This is a genomic window from Immundisolibacter sp. (assembly GCF_014359565.1).
Classification (GTDB): Bacteria; Pseudomonadota; Gammaproteobacteria; order Immundisolibacterales; family Immundisolibacteraceae; genus Immundisolibacter.
In genome coordinates, this window is sequence record NZ_JACIZD010000003.1 from 16,840 (window position 1) to 30,508 (window position 13,669).

General features: G+C 68.1%; 15 protein-coding genes. 8 read left to right on the forward strand and 7 right to left on the reverse strand.

Going from position 1 to position 13,669, the window contains the following annotated elements; translation table 11 throughout:
- Positions 1-26: 26 nt before the first annotated feature.
- From ppk2 to recQ, 4 genes are all read left to right on the forward strand, one after another.
- On the forward strand, positions 27-794 hold the full coding sequence (ppk2, locus tag H5U26_RS06070; protein ID WP_290617667.1) for a polyphosphate kinase 2: 768 nt from the start codon (positions 27-29) through the stop codon (positions 792-794).
- 349 nt (positions 795-1,143) lie between these two features.
- Entirely contained in the window at positions 1,144-1,527 is a 384-nt protein-coding gene (locus H5U26_RS06075) for a type II toxin-antitoxin system RelE/ParE family toxin (RefSeq protein WP_290617669.1), read from the forward strand.
- On the forward strand, positions 1,511-1,813 hold the full coding sequence (locus H5U26_RS06080) for a DNA-binding transcriptional regulator (protein ID WP_290617671.1): 303 nt from the start codon (positions 1,511-1,513) through the stop codon (positions 1,811-1,813). Before H5U26_RS06075 ends, H5U26_RS06080 begins: the two co-directional genes overlap by 17 nt.
- 839 nt (positions 1,814-2,652) lie before the next feature.
- Positions 2,653-4,461: a DNA helicase RecQ gene (recQ, locus tag H5U26_RS06085; RefSeq protein ID WP_290617673.1), complete on the forward strand. Its 1,809-nt coding sequence runs from the start codon at positions 2,653-2,655 to the stop codon at positions 4,459-4,461.
- A gap of 23 nt (positions 4,462-4,484) precedes the next feature.
- Here recQ and moaA read toward each other — a convergent pair whose 3' ends face one another.
- Both moaA and tsaD read right to left on the reverse strand, forming a co-directional pair.
- A complete protein-coding gene (gene moaA / locus H5U26_RS06090; protein ID WP_290617675.1) occupies positions 4,485-5,486 on the reverse strand; it encodes a GTP 3',8-cyclase MoaA in 1,002 nt (333 codons plus the stop codon).
- Between the two features lie 7 nt (positions 5,487-5,493).
- On the reverse strand, positions 5,494-6,528 hold the full coding sequence (gene tsaD / locus H5U26_RS06095; protein WP_290617677.1) for a tRNA (adenosine(37)-N6)-threonylcarbamoyltransferase complex transferase subunit TsaD: 1,035 nt from the start codon (positions 6,526-6,528) through the stop codon (positions 5,494-5,496).
- A gap of 134 nt (positions 6,529-6,662) precedes the next feature.
- On the opposite strand from tsaD, the gene rpsU reads away from it, so the two are divergent.
- The 3 genes from rpsU to H5U26_RS06110 are packed head-to-tail and all read left to right on the forward strand — an operon-like array spanning position 6,663 to position 8,022.
- A complete protein-coding gene (rpsU, locus tag H5U26_RS06100; protein WP_290617679.1) occupies positions 6,663-6,893 on the forward strand; it encodes a 30S ribosomal protein S21 in 231 nt (76 codons plus the stop codon).
- Positions 6,894-6,898: 5 nt separating this feature from the next.
- Entirely contained in the window at positions 6,899-7,345 is a 447-nt protein-coding gene (locus H5U26_RS06105; RefSeq protein ID WP_290617681.1) for a GatB/YqeY domain-containing protein, read from the forward strand.
- A gap of 20 nt (positions 7,346-7,365) precedes the next feature.
- A complete protein-coding gene (locus H5U26_RS06110) occupies positions 7,366-8,022 on the forward strand; it encodes a TIGR02281 family clan AA aspartic protease (RefSeq protein WP_290617683.1) in 657 nt (218 codons plus the stop codon).
- Positions 8,023-8,029: 7 nt separating this feature from the next.
- Here H5U26_RS06110 and folE2 read toward each other — a convergent pair whose 3' ends face one another.
- Both folE2 and H5U26_RS06120 read right to left on the reverse strand, forming a co-directional pair.
- Complete coding sequence (gene folE2, locus H5U26_RS06115) at positions 8,030-8,845, reverse strand: GTP cyclohydrolase FolE2 (RefSeq protein WP_290617685.1); 816 nt, start codon at positions 8,843-8,845, stop codon at positions 8,030-8,032.
- Between the two features lie 137 nt (positions 8,846-8,982).
- Positions 8,983-9,336: a VOC family protein gene (locus tag H5U26_RS06120; RefSeq protein ID WP_290617687.1), complete on the reverse strand. Its 354-nt coding sequence runs from the start codon at positions 9,334-9,336 to the stop codon at positions 8,983-8,985.
- Between the two features lie 106 nt (positions 9,337-9,442).
- On the opposite strand from H5U26_RS06120, the gene H5U26_RS06125 reads away from it, so the two are divergent.
- On the forward strand, positions 9,443-10,258 hold the full coding sequence (locus H5U26_RS06125) for an ATP-binding protein (RefSeq protein WP_290617689.1): 816 nt from the start codon (positions 9,443-9,445) through the stop codon (positions 10,256-10,258).
- 30 nt (positions 10,259-10,288) lie between these two features.
- On the opposite strand, the gene H5U26_RS06130 is transcribed toward H5U26_RS06125, so the two are convergent.
- The 3 genes from H5U26_RS06130 to H5U26_RS06140 form a co-directional block, all read right to left on the reverse strand.
- Complete coding sequence (locus H5U26_RS06130) at positions 10,289-11,554, reverse strand: Rieske 2Fe-2S domain-containing protein (protein ID WP_290617691.1); 1,266 nt, start codon at positions 11,552-11,554, stop codon at positions 10,289-10,291.
- A 133-nt stretch (positions 11,555-11,687) separates the two neighbouring features.
- A complete protein-coding gene (locus H5U26_RS06135; protein ID WP_290617693.1) occupies positions 11,688-12,515 on the reverse strand; it encodes a symmetrical bis(5'-nucleosyl)-tetraphosphatase in 828 nt (275 codons plus the stop codon).
- 139 nt (positions 12,516-12,654) lie between these two features.
- Complete coding sequence (locus H5U26_RS06140; RefSeq protein ID WP_290617695.1) at positions 12,655-13,662, reverse strand: VOC family protein; 1,008 nt, start codon at positions 13,660-13,662, stop codon at positions 12,655-12,657.
- Between the last annotated feature and the right edge of the window lie 7 nt (positions 13,663-13,669).

Sequence of the window (13,669 nt, forward strand, 5' to 3'; positions counted from 1 at the left end):
CTTCTCGGGACCAGGAGCCACGCCGCATGAAGCGCGATGCCTACGAACGCCACCTCGAACCGATGCTGCTGGAGCTGAACAACCTGGCCCGCTGGCTGGCAACCACCGGCAAGCGCATCGTGGTGCTGCTCGAAGGTCGCGACACCGCCGGCAAGGGCGGCACCATCGCCGCCATCACCGGCAAGCTGAACCCGCGCCAGGTGCGCGTGGTGGCGTTGCCCAAGCCGGACCCGCGCGAGCGCACGCAGTGGTATTTCCAGCGCTACATCGCGCACCTGCCGGCGGCCGGCGAACTGGTGCTGTTCGATCGCAGTTGGTACAACCGGGCCGGGGTGGAGAAGGTGATGGGCTTCTGCTCGCCCGAGGAATACGAAACCTTCCTGCGCGAGACGCCCTATTTCGAGCGCTCACTGGTCGACAGCGGCATCCTGCTGCTGAAGTACTGGCTGGCCGTGGACCAGGCCGAGCAGGAAACCCGCTTCGCGGAACGCGCCAACGACCCGCTCAAACGCTGGAAGCTGTCGCCGATCGACCTGGTGGCACGAGAAAAATACCGCGACTACGGCAAGGCGCGGGACGCCATGTTCGAGGCCACGCACCGGCCCTTCGCGCCATGGGTGGTGGTCGACTACAACGACCAGCGCACCGGCCGGCTGACGCTGATCCGCCACCTGCTCGACCACGTGCCCGACTACCGGCTGCCCGACGAGCCGATGCAGCTGCCGCCGCTGAAAGAAAAGCCGGCAAAAGAGCGCTTTCGCGGGCCGGTCAAGCCGATCAAGCCTGCGTTCTGAGTGAGCCGGCCGGTTGGCCGGTGGCGCGTCACGGTTTCCAACGGGAGCGCTGAATAAATCCATCCTGGATTTCTCAGCGCCCGCCTCCCTGCGCTGCGGGAAACGCTGAATACTTCAGCGTTTCCCAAGGCACAAGCGCTCGCCGCCGCGGTAACGCTGGGCTTGGATACAGCTTGCTGTAGCAGGTTTTCCGTAGAGCCAATACTTTCGATCATATGCCGGTGCGCGACGCAAACCGCCCCGGTCATCCCAGCCTTTGGAACCAAATCGGCACGGCGAGCTTGCCCGCCCGTGCATCGCGCGGGGCCTGGAAAAGTGTGCCCGTTTCGGGTATGGTTTGGAGGTCAAGATGACGCGCATCCTCAAGCGAAAGGATTTTGCGCGGTGGCAGGCGGGCGAAAGACTGTCCGATGCCGCCTTGTGCAAAGCGGTTCAGGAGATGGAAAGCGGTCTGATTGACGCGGACTTGGGCGGCTTTCTCTGCAAGAAGCGGGTTGCCCGACCCGGTGGCGGCAAGAGCGGCGGCTACCGCACGCTGCTGTCGGCCCGGATCGGTAGCCGCTACGTGTTCCTGCACGGGTTCCCCAAGAGCGACAAGGCGAACATCACGCAGGACGAGAAGAAGGCGCTGCAATTCGCCGGCAAGGTGTTCCTGGAACTGTCCGCCGAGGCTTTGGCGAAGGCGTTGCAGTCGGGCGTGTTATTGGAGGTGCATTGTGAGCAAGATCATTGAATCCCTGCGTGGCGACCTGGCTGCGCTCCACGAAGCGGGAGCGATCAGCAAGGTGACGATGCGCGAGTTCGACGCCATCTGCCCGCCGCCGGTGCGGGAGTTCAGCGCTGCCGACATCAAACGCCTGCGCGAACGGTTGAATTTCAGCCAGCCAGTGTTCGCACTCCATCTGCACACTACCGCTTCGACCGTGCGAAAGTGGGAGCAAGGCGAAACCCATCCCACCGGGCCTGCGCTCAAGCTGCTCAACGTCATCGCCGACAAGGGGTTGCAGGCAATTATTTGATCACGGCAAACAGTTCAGCGATTCCTCCCATTGCGCGCTTCACTTGCGTGGGATCTGCGCCAACGCAGCGGCCGTTGCCTGTCCAGCCGTCTCTCCCTGACTTCATCACCTTGTCCGCGATTGTAGCCCGCGGCCGTGTGCCATCGGGGCACGCCGGGCCGTGTCCTCGCTGCGCTGCGGGCCGCAGCACCCGGCGCTTTCCTCCTTGACGGCTTCCGTCCGCGCTCCTGACCGGTGCGGGCGATGAACTCAGGAAAGACGCTGCCAACGAGGCCGGCCCAGGTCTCCGCGCCAACCCCACCGGAAAGCCGAAAGGCGGCGGCTCGAATTTTGTCCATGTTCTTCGCTTGACGAACATGAATAGGCCGCTCCTGCGTGAACAGGGGCGGCTCCGGATTGGTGCCCGAGGCCGGAATCGAACCGGCATGACCGTGAGGTCGAGGGATTTTCTTACCACTTCGACTTTCGCCGCCAGCGCAGGCGCTGTTCGTGGTCTGGAGCACGCCTTCACCATGGCCTAGCGGCCGCAGGTGCCCGCCGTCTGCTCTCTACACCTTCCCAGCCGGACGGCTCGGGCTTGGCTCGGCGTTGGCTCGGATGCCGGAGCATCCAGGGCGTTCGCCGACTTTGACGGGCTTCACCTCTGGGGTTTCCCCCGGAGGGCTCAAATTGTTCAAGTCCCTTGTGTCTACCGATTTCACCACTCGGGCGGCCGGTGCTGGCGCGGGCATGGTAACGCGGCGGCGCGCATCGGGGTCGCCTTTCAGGGCCGCGGCTGGGTACCTGGCGCGCTTGGTGTTCGCCGATCTGCGCCGGGTCGCCGCATAATTGCTGGCACCATGTCCACCGCTCTCGAAATCCTCGGCACGGTCTTCGGCTATCACGCCTTCCGTGGTCAGCAGGCGGCCATCATCGACCGCGTGGTGGCCGGGGGCGATGCGCTGGTCATCATGCCGACCGGCGGCGGCAAGTCGCTGTGCTATCAGGTACCGGCGCTGGTGCGGCCCGGTGTCGGCGTGGTGGTGTCGCCGCTGATCGCGCTGATGGACGATCAGGTGGCGGCGCTGCGCGAGCTGGGCGTGGCCGCGGCGGCGCTGCACTCGGGGCTGCCGCCGGGCGAGGCGGCGCAGGCGGAGCGGGATCTGGCCGCCGGTCGACTGGACCTGGTCTACATGGCGCCCGAGAGGCTGCTCGGCGAGCGCACGCTGGAGCTGCTGCAGGCCGCTCGTCCGGCGCTGATTGCGATTGATGAGGCGCACTGCGTGTCGCAGTGGGGGCACGATTTCCGGCCCGAATACCTCGGCCTTGGCGCGCTGGGTGCGCGCTTTCCCGGCGTGCCGCGGTTGGCGCTGACGGCCACCGCCGACGGCCCGACGCAGCGCGACATCGTCCAGCGGCTCGGATTGCAGGATGCGGCGGTATTCACCGCCAGTTTCGACCGGCCGAACATCCGATATCACATCCAGCACGGCGAGCAGATGCGGGACCGGCTGCTGGATTTCCTGGACAGCCGCCACCGCACCGATACCGGCATCGTCTACTGCCCGACCCGGCGCCGGGTGGAGGAAACCGCCGCCTGGCTGCAGAAACACGGGCGCCAGGCGCTGGCCTATCACGCCGGCATGCCGGCCGAGCAGCGGGCCGCCAACCAGCGTCGTTTTCTGCGCGAGGACGGGTTGGTGATGGTGGCCACGGTGGCCTTCGGCATGGGTATCGACAAGCCGGACGTGCGCTTCGTGGCGCATTTGGGGTTGCCGAAAAACATCGAAAGCTATTACCAGGAAACCGGCCGCGCCGGCCGCGACGGATTGCCGGCCAACGCCTGGATGGGCTATGGCCTGTCGGACGTGGTGGGCATCCGCCAGCTGCTGGCCGGCGCCGATGTGCCCGACGAGCGTCGCCGCGTCGAACTGGCCAAGTTCGAGGCCCTGCTGGGCTTGGCCGAGATTACCGACTGCCGGCGCCAGGCGCTGCTGGCCTATTTCGGCGAACGGATGGCCGAGCCCTGCGGCAACTGCGACAACTGCCTGGCCCCGCCGGCGACCTTCGATGCCACGGTGGCGGCGCAGCTGGCCCTGTCGTGCATCTACCGCACCGGGCAGCGGTTCGGGGTTGGGTATCTGATCGACGTGCTGCGCGGCGGGGACGATCCGCGCATTGCCAGCCTGGGCCACGACCGGCTGGCGGTGTACGGGCGCGGCAAGGAGCGACCGGCGACGCAGTGGCGGGCCATTTATCGGCAACTGGTGGCGCGCGGTTACGCGAGCGTGGACATCGACGGTCACGGCGGTCTGCGTCTGACCGAGCAGGCGCGCCCGCTGCTGCGGGGCGAGCAGGCGCTGCGTCTGCGCGAGGAGGCGACCGCCGCCGAGCGACGCCGCCAGAAGCGCGCCGGCGGCGGCCAGTCGGCGGTGCCGGCGGCCGATCAGGCGCTGTTCGAGGCGCTGCGGGCCGAGCGGCGGCGCCTGGCGGCCGAGCACGGCGTGCCGGCCTACGTGATCTTTCACGATGCGACGCTGGCGCAGATGGCGGCCGAGCGGCCGCAGACGCTCGGCGAACTGGCGCAGATCGGCGGCGTCGGCGCGGCCAAGCTGGAGCGTTACGGAGCGGACTTTCTGGCCGTGCTGCGCACGGCCGGGGAGGTTTAGCGGTCGGTCGGAAACCTGACCGCTCAGCCGCCGGTCATCGACATGAAGCGGATGACTTTTTCCGGCTTCTCGCGGAATTCGTGCCGCTCGGGCTTGAGACCAATGGCGGCGCGGATGGCTGTTTCCAGCTCCGCGTCGCTGGCACCGGCGCGCAGCATGGGCCGCAGTTCGTAGCGGTTGTCCTGGCCCAGGCACAGGTAAAGCGTGCCGTCGGCGGCCAGGCGCACGCGGTTGCAGGTTTCGCAAAAGTGCTGGGAGATGGGCGTGATGAAGCCGATGGTGGTTTTCGAGCCGGCCACGCGGTAGTAACGCGCCGGGCCGCCGCCGGGCAGGATGTCCGGGATCAGATCGAAACGCTCGGCGAGTCGCTCGCGCACGGATTGCAGGCTCAGGTACTGGCCGCCGGCGTTGCGACCGGTGTCGCCCATGGGCATGGTTTCGATCAGGCGCAGGGTGAAATCGCGCTCGGCACAGAACGCGACCATGTCCTCGATTTCGTCGTCGTTGACGCCGCCCATGGCGACCATGTTGATCTTGACCGGAGCCAGCCCCGCGGCGTGGGCGGCGTCCAGGCCGCGCAGCACCTTGTGCAGCTTGCCGCCGCCGGTGATCTCGGCGAACCGCTCGGGACGCAGCGAATCCAGGCTGACGTTGACGCGCCGCACGCCGGCCGTCTTGAGCGCGACCGCGTATTTGTCCAGCCGCACGGCGTTGGTGGACAGCGACAGATCGGCCAGGCCGGGCAGGGCGGACAGGCGCGCGGCCAGGTTCGGCAAATCGCGGCGCACCAGCGGCTCGCCGCCGGTCAGGCGAATGCGCTGCACGCCAAGGCGCACGAAGGCCGCCACCACGCGCTCGATTTCGCCAAAGGTGAGCCAGTCGTCCGGCTCGTGAAAGCCGTCGAAGCCCTTGGGCATGCAGTAGCTGCAGCGCAGGTCACAGCGGTCGGTGACCGACACGCGCACGTACTCGATGCGCCGCTGGAAAGGATCGGTCAGGGTGGGCGTGGGGGGGTGGCTGATCATCGCCGGACTATAGCAAGGCGGGCGCTTGGCTGGCCGCCGTCAGCTCCGCCAGCGGCCAACGGGCACGGGCGCCGCAGTCCGGTCCGGCCTGTTCGCCGGCCTGCAGGCGCAGGCAGCCGGCAAAGGCCACCATGGCGCCGTTGTCGGTGCACAGCTCGGGCGGCGGGTAGTGAACGGCAAAGCCGTCGCTGGCTGCGGCGCTGTCCAGAGCCGTGCGCAGGTGGCGATTGGCACTGACGCCACCGGCCACCACCAGCGCGCGCAGGCCGGTCTGCGTCAGCGCGCGCCGGCACTTGATCAGCAGCGTGTCGACCACGGCGTCCTCGAAGGCGCGGGCGATGTCGGCGCGGTGCTGCGGCTGCGGGTGCGCCTCGATCAGCAGGCGCACCTGGGTTTTCAGGCCGCTGAAGCTGAAATCGAGGCCGGGTTTGGCGGTCATCGGTCGCGGCAGGGTGAAGCGGTCGCTTCGACCATCCTGCGCCAGCGCGGCCAGCGCCGGCCCGCCGGGGTAGGGCAGACCGAGCAGCTTGGCGGTCTTGTCGAAAGCCTCGCCGGCGGCATCGTCTACCGACTCGCCCAGAATCGTGTATGCGCCCAGGCCGTCCACCTGTGCCAGCAGCGTATGGCCGCCCGACACCAGCAGCGCCAGGAACGGAAAGCGCGGCCGGCTGGCGGGATCCAGCAGCGGCGAGAGCAGGTGCGCTTCCATGTGATGTACGCCGACCGCCGGTATGCCGAGCGCGAAGGCCAGGCTGCGGCCGATGCTGCTGCCGACCAGCAGCGCGCCGATCAGGCCAGGGCCGGCGGTGTAGGCGATGCCGTCCAGCTGCGACAGGTCGGTGCCGGTCTCGGTCAGCAGCTGGCGCAGCAGCGGCACGGTGCGGCGCAGGTGATCGCGCGAGGCCAGCTCCGGCACCACGCCGCCGTGCGGTGCGTGCAGGCCGACTTGGCTGTGCAGCGTGTGGCCGAGCAGGCCGCGGTCGCTGTGGTACAGGCCAAGGCCGGTTTCGTCGCAGGAAGTTTCGAGGCCAAGGACCAGCATGGAAGGCGCAATCAGGATCGGCGGGCGGGGCGACTTTCGCCACAGGTGCAAGTGCAGCTAGAATCTAGCACTTTTCTTCATCCCGGCTTTGTGGGTTTTGTCCCGCGCCGGCTCCAGGTTTCAGAGGTCTTTGCATGCCGGTCGTTCAACTGCGCGAAAACGAACCCTTCGACGTTGCCCTGCGCCGCTTCAAGCGCACCTGCGAGAAAGCGGGGGTTTTGTCCGAATCGCGACGGCGCGAGTTCTACGAAAAGCCAACCCAGGAACGCAAGCGCAAGGCCGCCGCAGCGGTCAAGCGGCACCAGAAGAAAGTCTCCCGCGGCGGTCGCAGCGTGCGCCGCGTGCGCGGTGCGCGCCTGTCCTGAGCGCCGTGTCGCTCAAGCAGCGCCTTGACGAAGCCGTCAAGGCGGCCATGCGGGCCCGTGACCGGGACCGCCTCGGCACGCTGCGACTGATCACCGCCGCCATCAAGCAGCGCGAAGTCGACGAGCGCATCGTGCTCGACGACGCGCAGGTGCTGGCGGTGCTCGACAAGATGGTCAAGCAGCGGCGCGAGTCGATCGCACAGTTCGATGCCGCCGGGCGGACCGATCTTTCAGACAAGGAACGATTCGAGCTGGGCATCCTGCAGGAGTTCCTGCCGGCCGCGCTGACACCCGCCGAAATCGACCACTTGATTGCCGATGCCATCACCGCCAGCGGCGCGCAAGGCGCCCGCGACATGGGTGCCGTGATGGCGCTGCTGCGCCCGCAGGTGCAGGGCCGTGCCGACATGGCGGACGTCAGCCGGCGCGTGAAGGCGCGCCTCGGCGGCTGATTCGGCGCCAATTACCGGTCATGAAGCGTTTCATGCGCCGGATTTTTGCTCCCCTGGTAATCCTTGGCGCGGCCCTGTGCGGTAGCGCCGCGGCTGCGCCGCTGATCGAACTGCAGGCCGTGCTTGGACAAACTGCGGTGTTGCAGGTGGACGGCGCGCGGCGCACGTTGCGGGTCGGACAGACCAGTCCCGAAGGTGTGCGCCTGCTGGCGCTCGGCGCTGCCAGCGCGCGGCTGCAGGTGGACGGTCAAACGCACGAAGTCCCGCTCGGTGGGCGCGCCGGTGGGGCCTTGCCGACCGCGCAGACCGCAGCGGTGCGCATAGCCCGCGGTGACGGCGGCATGTTCCTCACCACGGGCACCATCAACGGCCAGTCGGTCGACTTCCTGGTCGATACCGGCGCGACGACCGTGGCCATGAACGATGCCACGGCGCGTGGTCTCGGTATCGACTACCGGGCCGGCAGCCGGGGATTGGTGGAAACGGCCAGCGGCATCACCGAAGCCTACGCGGTCACGCTGCGCGAGGTGGGTGTCGGCGCCATCCGGCTGCCGAATGTGCAGGCGGTGGTGATCCGCGGCGCCCAGCCGAGCCGTGCGCTGCTGGGCATGTCGTTCCTGTCGCGCACGCAGATCGAGCACGCGCAGGACGCGCTGGTGCTGCGCCGCAAGTATTGATCGAGGCTCAGCCCGCGCGGGCCGGCTTTTCGATCAGCGCGTAGGCCGAGTGGTTGTGGATGGACTCGAAGTTCTCCGCCTCCACCACGTAGCCGGCCAGGCGCTCGTCGTTGTTGAGCGCACCGGCGATGTCGCGCACCAGATCCTCGACGAACTTCGGGTTGTCGTAGGCATGTTCGGTGACGTACTTCTCGTCCGGGCGCTTTAGCAGTCCGTACAGTTCGCTGGACGCCTGCGCCTCCACCAACTCGATCAGTTCTTCGATCCACACCGGCGTGCGCAGGTGGGCAGTCAGCGTCACGTGCGTGCGCTGGTTGTGGGCGCCGTAGTCGGAAATCTTCTTCGAGCACGGGCACAGGCTGGTGACCGGGATCACCAACCTGGCGGTCAGGCGCTCGGCCTGGCCGTGCACGATTTCGCCGATGTAGCTGACCTGGTAGTCCATCAAGCTGGTCACGCCGGTGACCGGCGCCGCCTTGTTGACGAAAAACGGAAAGCTCATCTCGATGTGGCCGGCGCGGGCCTCCAGGCGCTCGCACATTTCGCGCAGCATCTGGCGGAATGTGCCGAGCGAGATTTCCTGCTCGTGGCCGTTCAGGATCTCGATGAAACGGGACATGTGCGTGCCTTTGAAGTTGTGCGGCAGGTGCACGTACATGTTGAAGTTGGCCACCGTGTGCTGTTCGGTGCCGCTGCGGGCGAGGATGCGCACCGGGTGGCGGATGCCCTTGATGCCGACGCGGTCGATGTCCAGCCGGCGCGTGTCGGGCGATCCCTGGACGTCGGCGATCTGCGGCACGGCCGGTTCGGATGGCGTGTTCATGCGATGGTTCCTGGCGCCCTGGCACGGCGGGCGGTGGGGGAGGGGCAGGGCCGGTGAGCGTCGGCGGCGACGCTGCGCGAGCCGGTCGCCGATTGTACCGAGCGGCGGCGACGGCGCCAGTCGGGCGGGTCTCGCGGTCAGTTTCGGGCGAAGAACTGCACCACGTTGCCGGCCGGATCGCGGCAGGTAAAGAAGCTGCCGTGGCCGCCCATGCCGATGGTCTCGCTCACCGCGATGCCTTGTGCGGCAAGCTGCGTGCGCGTGGCGGTCAGGTCATCGACCTGCAGCACCACCGTGGCGTTGTGGCCCGGGTCCACCTGGCCCGGCGCCGGGGTGGCCAGCGCCAGCTGCGTGCCGCCGACCTCGAACTGCGTCCACTTGTCGCCGTCCTGGAATTTGATCGCCAGGCCCAGGGTGTCGCGATAAAAGGCCAGCGCGGCGTCCATGTCGGGCACCACGTAATAGACGTTGGTCACTTTGCTGATGGCCATGGCGCGTCTCCTGATTTGGCTGTTGGCGTGGGCGGAATTGTCCCACGCAGGCCGCCGCCGGGCGCTGTGGGACAATCGCGGCCCGCCATCAGCTCCCGACGTCGCCATGAATCCTGCCCTCAAACCCTCGCGCAGTCTGCTTGCCGCCGCCGCCGATGCGATCCGCGAGTTCGACCTGATCCGCGACGGCGACCGCATCCTGGTCGGCGTGTCCGGTGGCAAGGACAGCCTGTCCCTGCTGCACGTGCTGCTGTACCTGCAGCAGCGCGCGCCGGTGCGCTTCACGATCGGCGCCGCCAACATCGACCCGCAGATGCCCGGTTACGACCCGAGCCCGCTGGCCGGCTACGCGGAAAGTCTTGGCGTGTCCTACCACCAGGCCAGTTACAGCCTGGCGCGGGCGGCCAAGGGCTCGTTCGAGGGCCGCACGCTGTGCGCGTTCTGCTCGCGCATGCGTCGGGGCAAGCTGTACGGCCTGGCGCGCGAGCACGGCTACAACACGCTGGCGCTGGCGCACCACCTGGACGACGTGGCCGAGACCTTCCTGATGAATGCCTTTTTCGGCGGCAAGCTGCGCGCCATGCCGGCCGTGTACACCAACGATGACGGCGACCTGCGGGTGATCCGCCCGCTGGTCTATGCCCGCGAGCGGCAAACGGCCGCCTTCGCCGACAGCGCCCCGCTGCCGGTGATCCCGGACAACTGCCCGACCTGCGATTCCGCGACCCGCCAGCGCCAGCAGATGAAGGCGCTGCTCGGCGAGCTGGAAGCGCAGCATCCGCGGCTGTATTCGGTGCTGCGCACCACGCTCGCGCCCTTGCTGCGCGCAGATGCGACCGGCGGCCTGCCAGTGCCGGATGCGGTGCAGGTGCTCGCGGACCTGCGGCTGCGAGAACCGGTCGAGGTGCTGGCGACCGACTGAGCTCGCGGCCGGCCGGCGCCAACCCCGGCGTCACATATCCATCAACCGCCGATAGCCGTTCCAGAAGCCGCGCACCGGGTCTTCGCTGGCCATGAAGGTGGTGTCCGGCGCCACCGTCTTGCCGCCCATCTCGATGATGGCTTCGGCGCCGCCGTCCCTGGCGATGCCCTGCTGCACGATCTCGATGGCCAGGCCGTCCTCCATCGACACCAGTCCGGCCGGGCCGATCAGGTTGATCTGCTTAAGGCGCATGTCGGTCAGCTCCTGGTCTTCGTCGGCATAGCCGAAGAAGGTGTAGTGCACGGTCACGCCGTCCGGCCCGTGCGGCTCGAACTGGCGGATGTTCAGGACGTTGGCGATCTGCTGCAGCATCATGATCGGGAACACGTCGATGATGACCAGGTTGATGCCATCGTCCCATTCCATCCGGCCCTTGAGCAGGTTGCCGTCTTCCAGCTTGTAGGTGCCTTCCTGGTAGGTGTGGGCGGCCTCCTGCATGCCCTGCCGGCGGGCCGCCTCGTCTTCCTTGCCGACGTAGGTGTAGAAGCAGGTCTGCAGGCCGTCTTCGGTGACGTGCAGCTGGCCCTTCTGGCTGGCCCGGAACAGGCCGAAGGTGGCGAAGAACAGGTGCAGCAGGCTGGCGTGGTAGCCGTCGCGCGGGTTCTCGGCGTACAGCTTCCAGTTGCCGCGCATGTGCTGGTGCTGGTGGCCCAGGATCTTGATCGGTCGGTGGAAGATGCGGCGCATGAACCTGGCGACGTGCGGACCCAGGTAGTCCTCGATCGGCGGTGTGTCGTCGCTGAAGCTCACGAACAGCACGCCGCAGAAGTTCGCCACCCGCAGCTTTTTGGGCCGGATGGCGTCCATGTCGAAATCGGCCGGCATGCCGCCCTGGCCGCCGATGCCACGGGCGAACGGCACGGCGGTCAGGCGGCCGGTCAGATCGTAGGCCCACTGGTGGTAGACGCAGTAGAAGCTGTCGGTGTTGCCCTGCTTGTCGAGGCAAATCTTGGCGTTGCGGTGCGCGCAGCGGTTCAGCCAGGCGTGGATGCTGCCGTCGGTGTCGCGGCTGACGATGACCGGCGTGTCGGCGATCTGCACCGTCTTGTAGTCGCCGGGCTTGGGGAGCTCCGCCTCCAGGCCGACGAAGTTCCACACCGGCCCGCGGAAGATGCGTTCCTGCTCGAGGGCGTAGATGTCCGGGTCCACGAACACCCGGCCGGGTACGCGGGTGACGCTGTCCTGTTGGCCGGGCCAGGCGATGGCGGCGACGGGTGGGCGCTGGATGGCGTTCATGATGGTTCTCCTCCTTGGCGGTCATTTGGCTGCGCGGGCGCATTCGGCCCGGGGGCGGGCCTCCCACACTCTATGAGATTGATTCTATGTGGAAGCGGCGCCCGCGCCGCGAACGGTGGCTCGTGTCGCCATGTTAATCGCCGCCCGCCGGGCCGCGGGCGCTGCAATCCACGCTCACCCAGCGCCGTTCTTCCAGGCACAGGGCGCTCAGTTGGCGGCCCCAGACGCAGCCGGTGTCGAGCGCGTACACGTCGTGGCCATCGACCATGCCGATGCTGGACCAGTGCCCGAACACGATCGGTGTGCCGGCGCTGGCCCGGCCGGGCAGGGCGAACCACGGCAGGTAGCCATCCGGCTGCGTGCCGGGCGGACCCTTGGCGCGCATGTCGTAGGTGCCGTCGGGTCGGCAAAAGCGCACCCGGGTCAGGTAATCGGTGATCACCCGCAGGCGCCGCCAGCCGCGCAGGGCGTCGTCCCAGCGGTGCGGCGTGTCGCCGTACATGTGCGCGAAATAGCCGTCGGCGTCACCCGCCAGCGCGGCCTGCACCTCGGCGGCGCGCGCCTTGGCGGTGGCCAGATCCCAGCTCGGCGCCAGCGCCGCGTGGACCATCGCCATGTTCAGCGCCGGGTCGTGGTGAAACAGCGGCCGGCCGTGCAACCAGTCGAGCAAGGCCTGCCGATCCGGCGCCGCCAGCACCGCATCCAGCGTGTCGCCGCGCTTGGTGCGCCCATGCCCGGCGGCGACCGCCAGCAAGTGCAGATCGTGATTGCCCAGCAGCGTGATCGCGCCGTCGCCGAGCGAGCGCACGAAGCGCAAGGTGTCGAGCGACTTCGGGCCGCGGTTGACCAGATCGCCGACCAGCCACAACCGGTCGCGGTCGGGTCGAAAGTCGATGGCGCGCAGCAGCGCCGTGAGTTCATCGAAGCAGCCCTGAAGGTCGCCGATTGCCCAGGTGGCCATGACGCGTCGCGGTTGAGGAATGGCGGCTAGGAAAATAACCGCTTTGCCGCGTTTCGTGCACTGCTTGGGGGTGCGGCGCCGCCTGGCGCCGGCGCATGGGCCTTGTCGAGCGTCAGCGAGCGGCCGCTGACGGGGCGGATCAGCGCGGTGCGGGTTGTCCCACGCAATCGGCCGACGCGCGGCCGGTGCCAGCCAGCGACGGGGCCAGAAAATCCTCCTGCACGTCCCGGTCGTACCAGGACAGGGCCTTGCCGAGCTCGGCCTCGTCCCAGATCACCGGCTGAAACTGGCTGTGCACTTCGGTGACGCGGCCGCCGGCGCACAGCTCCAGGCGCACGCCGAACGGATCGCGGCAGTGCAGGGAAAAGGTCTTGCCGTAGGACTGGCGCGTCGGGCCGTAGCGGTCGATGTCCACGCCGCCTTCGCGCAGGTACATGCCGGTCACCAGGATGTCGTTGGGGTCTTCCTTGGTGAAGGCGATGTGATGCAGCGCGCCGGCCGGGCCCGGAAACAGCGCCAGTTCCTGGCCGCCGACTTCCTTGGACATCCGAAACAGCAGCGCCGACAGCAGGCGGCCGTCGGCGGCGTCGATGCGTTCCGACACCACGAAACCGAGCACACGGGTCAGAAAGTCCACCGCCGCCTGTGGGTCGGGCGCCGTGAAGCCGACGTGGTTCAGAAAAAACGGCGCCGGTGTGCCGCGCAGCGGCCGTGGCGTGACCCAGTCCGGCGAGTCGTAGCCGGTGACGTAGCCCGGCTGCGCCATGTCGGCATACAGGCGCAGTCGCGGTCCGCCGGGGATGGCAAAGGCGATGCTGGCGCCCAGGCTCTCGAGTTCGGCTGCGGCGGCGCTGCGCTGCACGGCAACGCCGGCCTGCTCGACCAGGCCTGCCAGGCGCGTGAGATCGGCATCGTCCCGCACCTGAAAGCCGATTTCGAGCAGCCGGTTGTCGGCGCTTTCCTCCAGCACCAGCGAGTAGGCGAACGGCTCGTGCCAGCAGCGCAGGTACAGCCGTCCCGGCCCGCGGCGCGATTCGAGCAGGCCGAACTGCTCGCAATAGAACTCGCGTGCGCGCAGCAGGCGCGGGTCGGCCAGCGCCAGGCGCACGTAGCCGAGACGGTGAATGCCTTGGTGTTTCAGGGCCATGGCGCGT

Excerpts from the sequence above, each read along its gene's own strand:
- H5U26_RS06120 (WP_290617687.1), bottom strand. The coding sequence starts at position 9,336 with ATGGCCATCAGCAAAGTGACCAACGTCTATTACGTGGTGCCCGACATG.
- folE2 (WP_290617685.1), bottom strand. The coding sequence starts at position 8,845 with ATGAACACGCCATCCGAACCGGCCGTGCCGCAGATCGCCGACGTCCAG.
- moaA (WP_290617675.1), bottom strand. The coding sequence starts at position 5,486 with ATGATCAGCCACCCCCCCACGCCCACCCTGACCGATCCTTTCCAGCGG.
- rpsU (WP_290617679.1), top strand. The coding sequence starts at position 6,663 with ATGCCGGTCGTTCAACTGCGCGAAAACGAACCCTTCGACGTTGCCCTG.
- H5U26_RS06125 (WP_290617689.1), top strand. The coding sequence starts at position 9,443 with ATGAATCCTGCCCTCAAACCCTCGCGCAGTCTGCTTGCCGCCGCCGCC.
- recQ (WP_290617673.1), top strand. The coding sequence starts at position 2,653 with ATGTCCACCGCTCTCGAAATCCTCGGCACGGTCTTCGGCTATCACGCC.
- H5U26_RS06075 (WP_290617669.1), top strand. The coding sequence starts at position 1,144 with ATGACGCGCATCCTCAAGCGAAAGGATTTTGCGCGGTGGCAGGCGGGC.
- H5U26_RS06130 (WP_290617691.1), bottom strand. The coding sequence starts at position 11,554 with ATGAACGCCATCCAGCGCCCACCCGTCGCCGCCATCGCCTGGCCCGGC.
- H5U26_RS06110 (WP_290617683.1), top strand. The coding sequence starts at position 7,366 with ATGAAGCGTTTCATGCGCCGGATTTTTGCTCCCCTGGTAATCCTTGGC.
- ppk2 (WP_290617667.1), top strand. The coding sequence starts at position 27 with ATGAAGCGCGATGCCTACGAACGCCACCTCGAACCGATGCTGCTGGAG.
- H5U26_RS06140 (WP_290617695.1), bottom strand. The coding sequence starts at position 13,662 with ATGGCCCTGAAACACCAAGGCATTCACCGTCTCGGCTACGTGCGCCTG.
- H5U26_RS06135 (WP_290617693.1), bottom strand. The coding sequence starts at position 12,515 with ATGGCCACCTGGGCAATCGGCGACCTTCAGGGCTGCTTCGATGAACTC.
- tsaD (WP_290617677.1), bottom strand. The coding sequence starts at position 6,528 with ATGCTGGTCCTTGGCCTCGAAACTTCCTGCGACGAAACCGGCCTTGGC.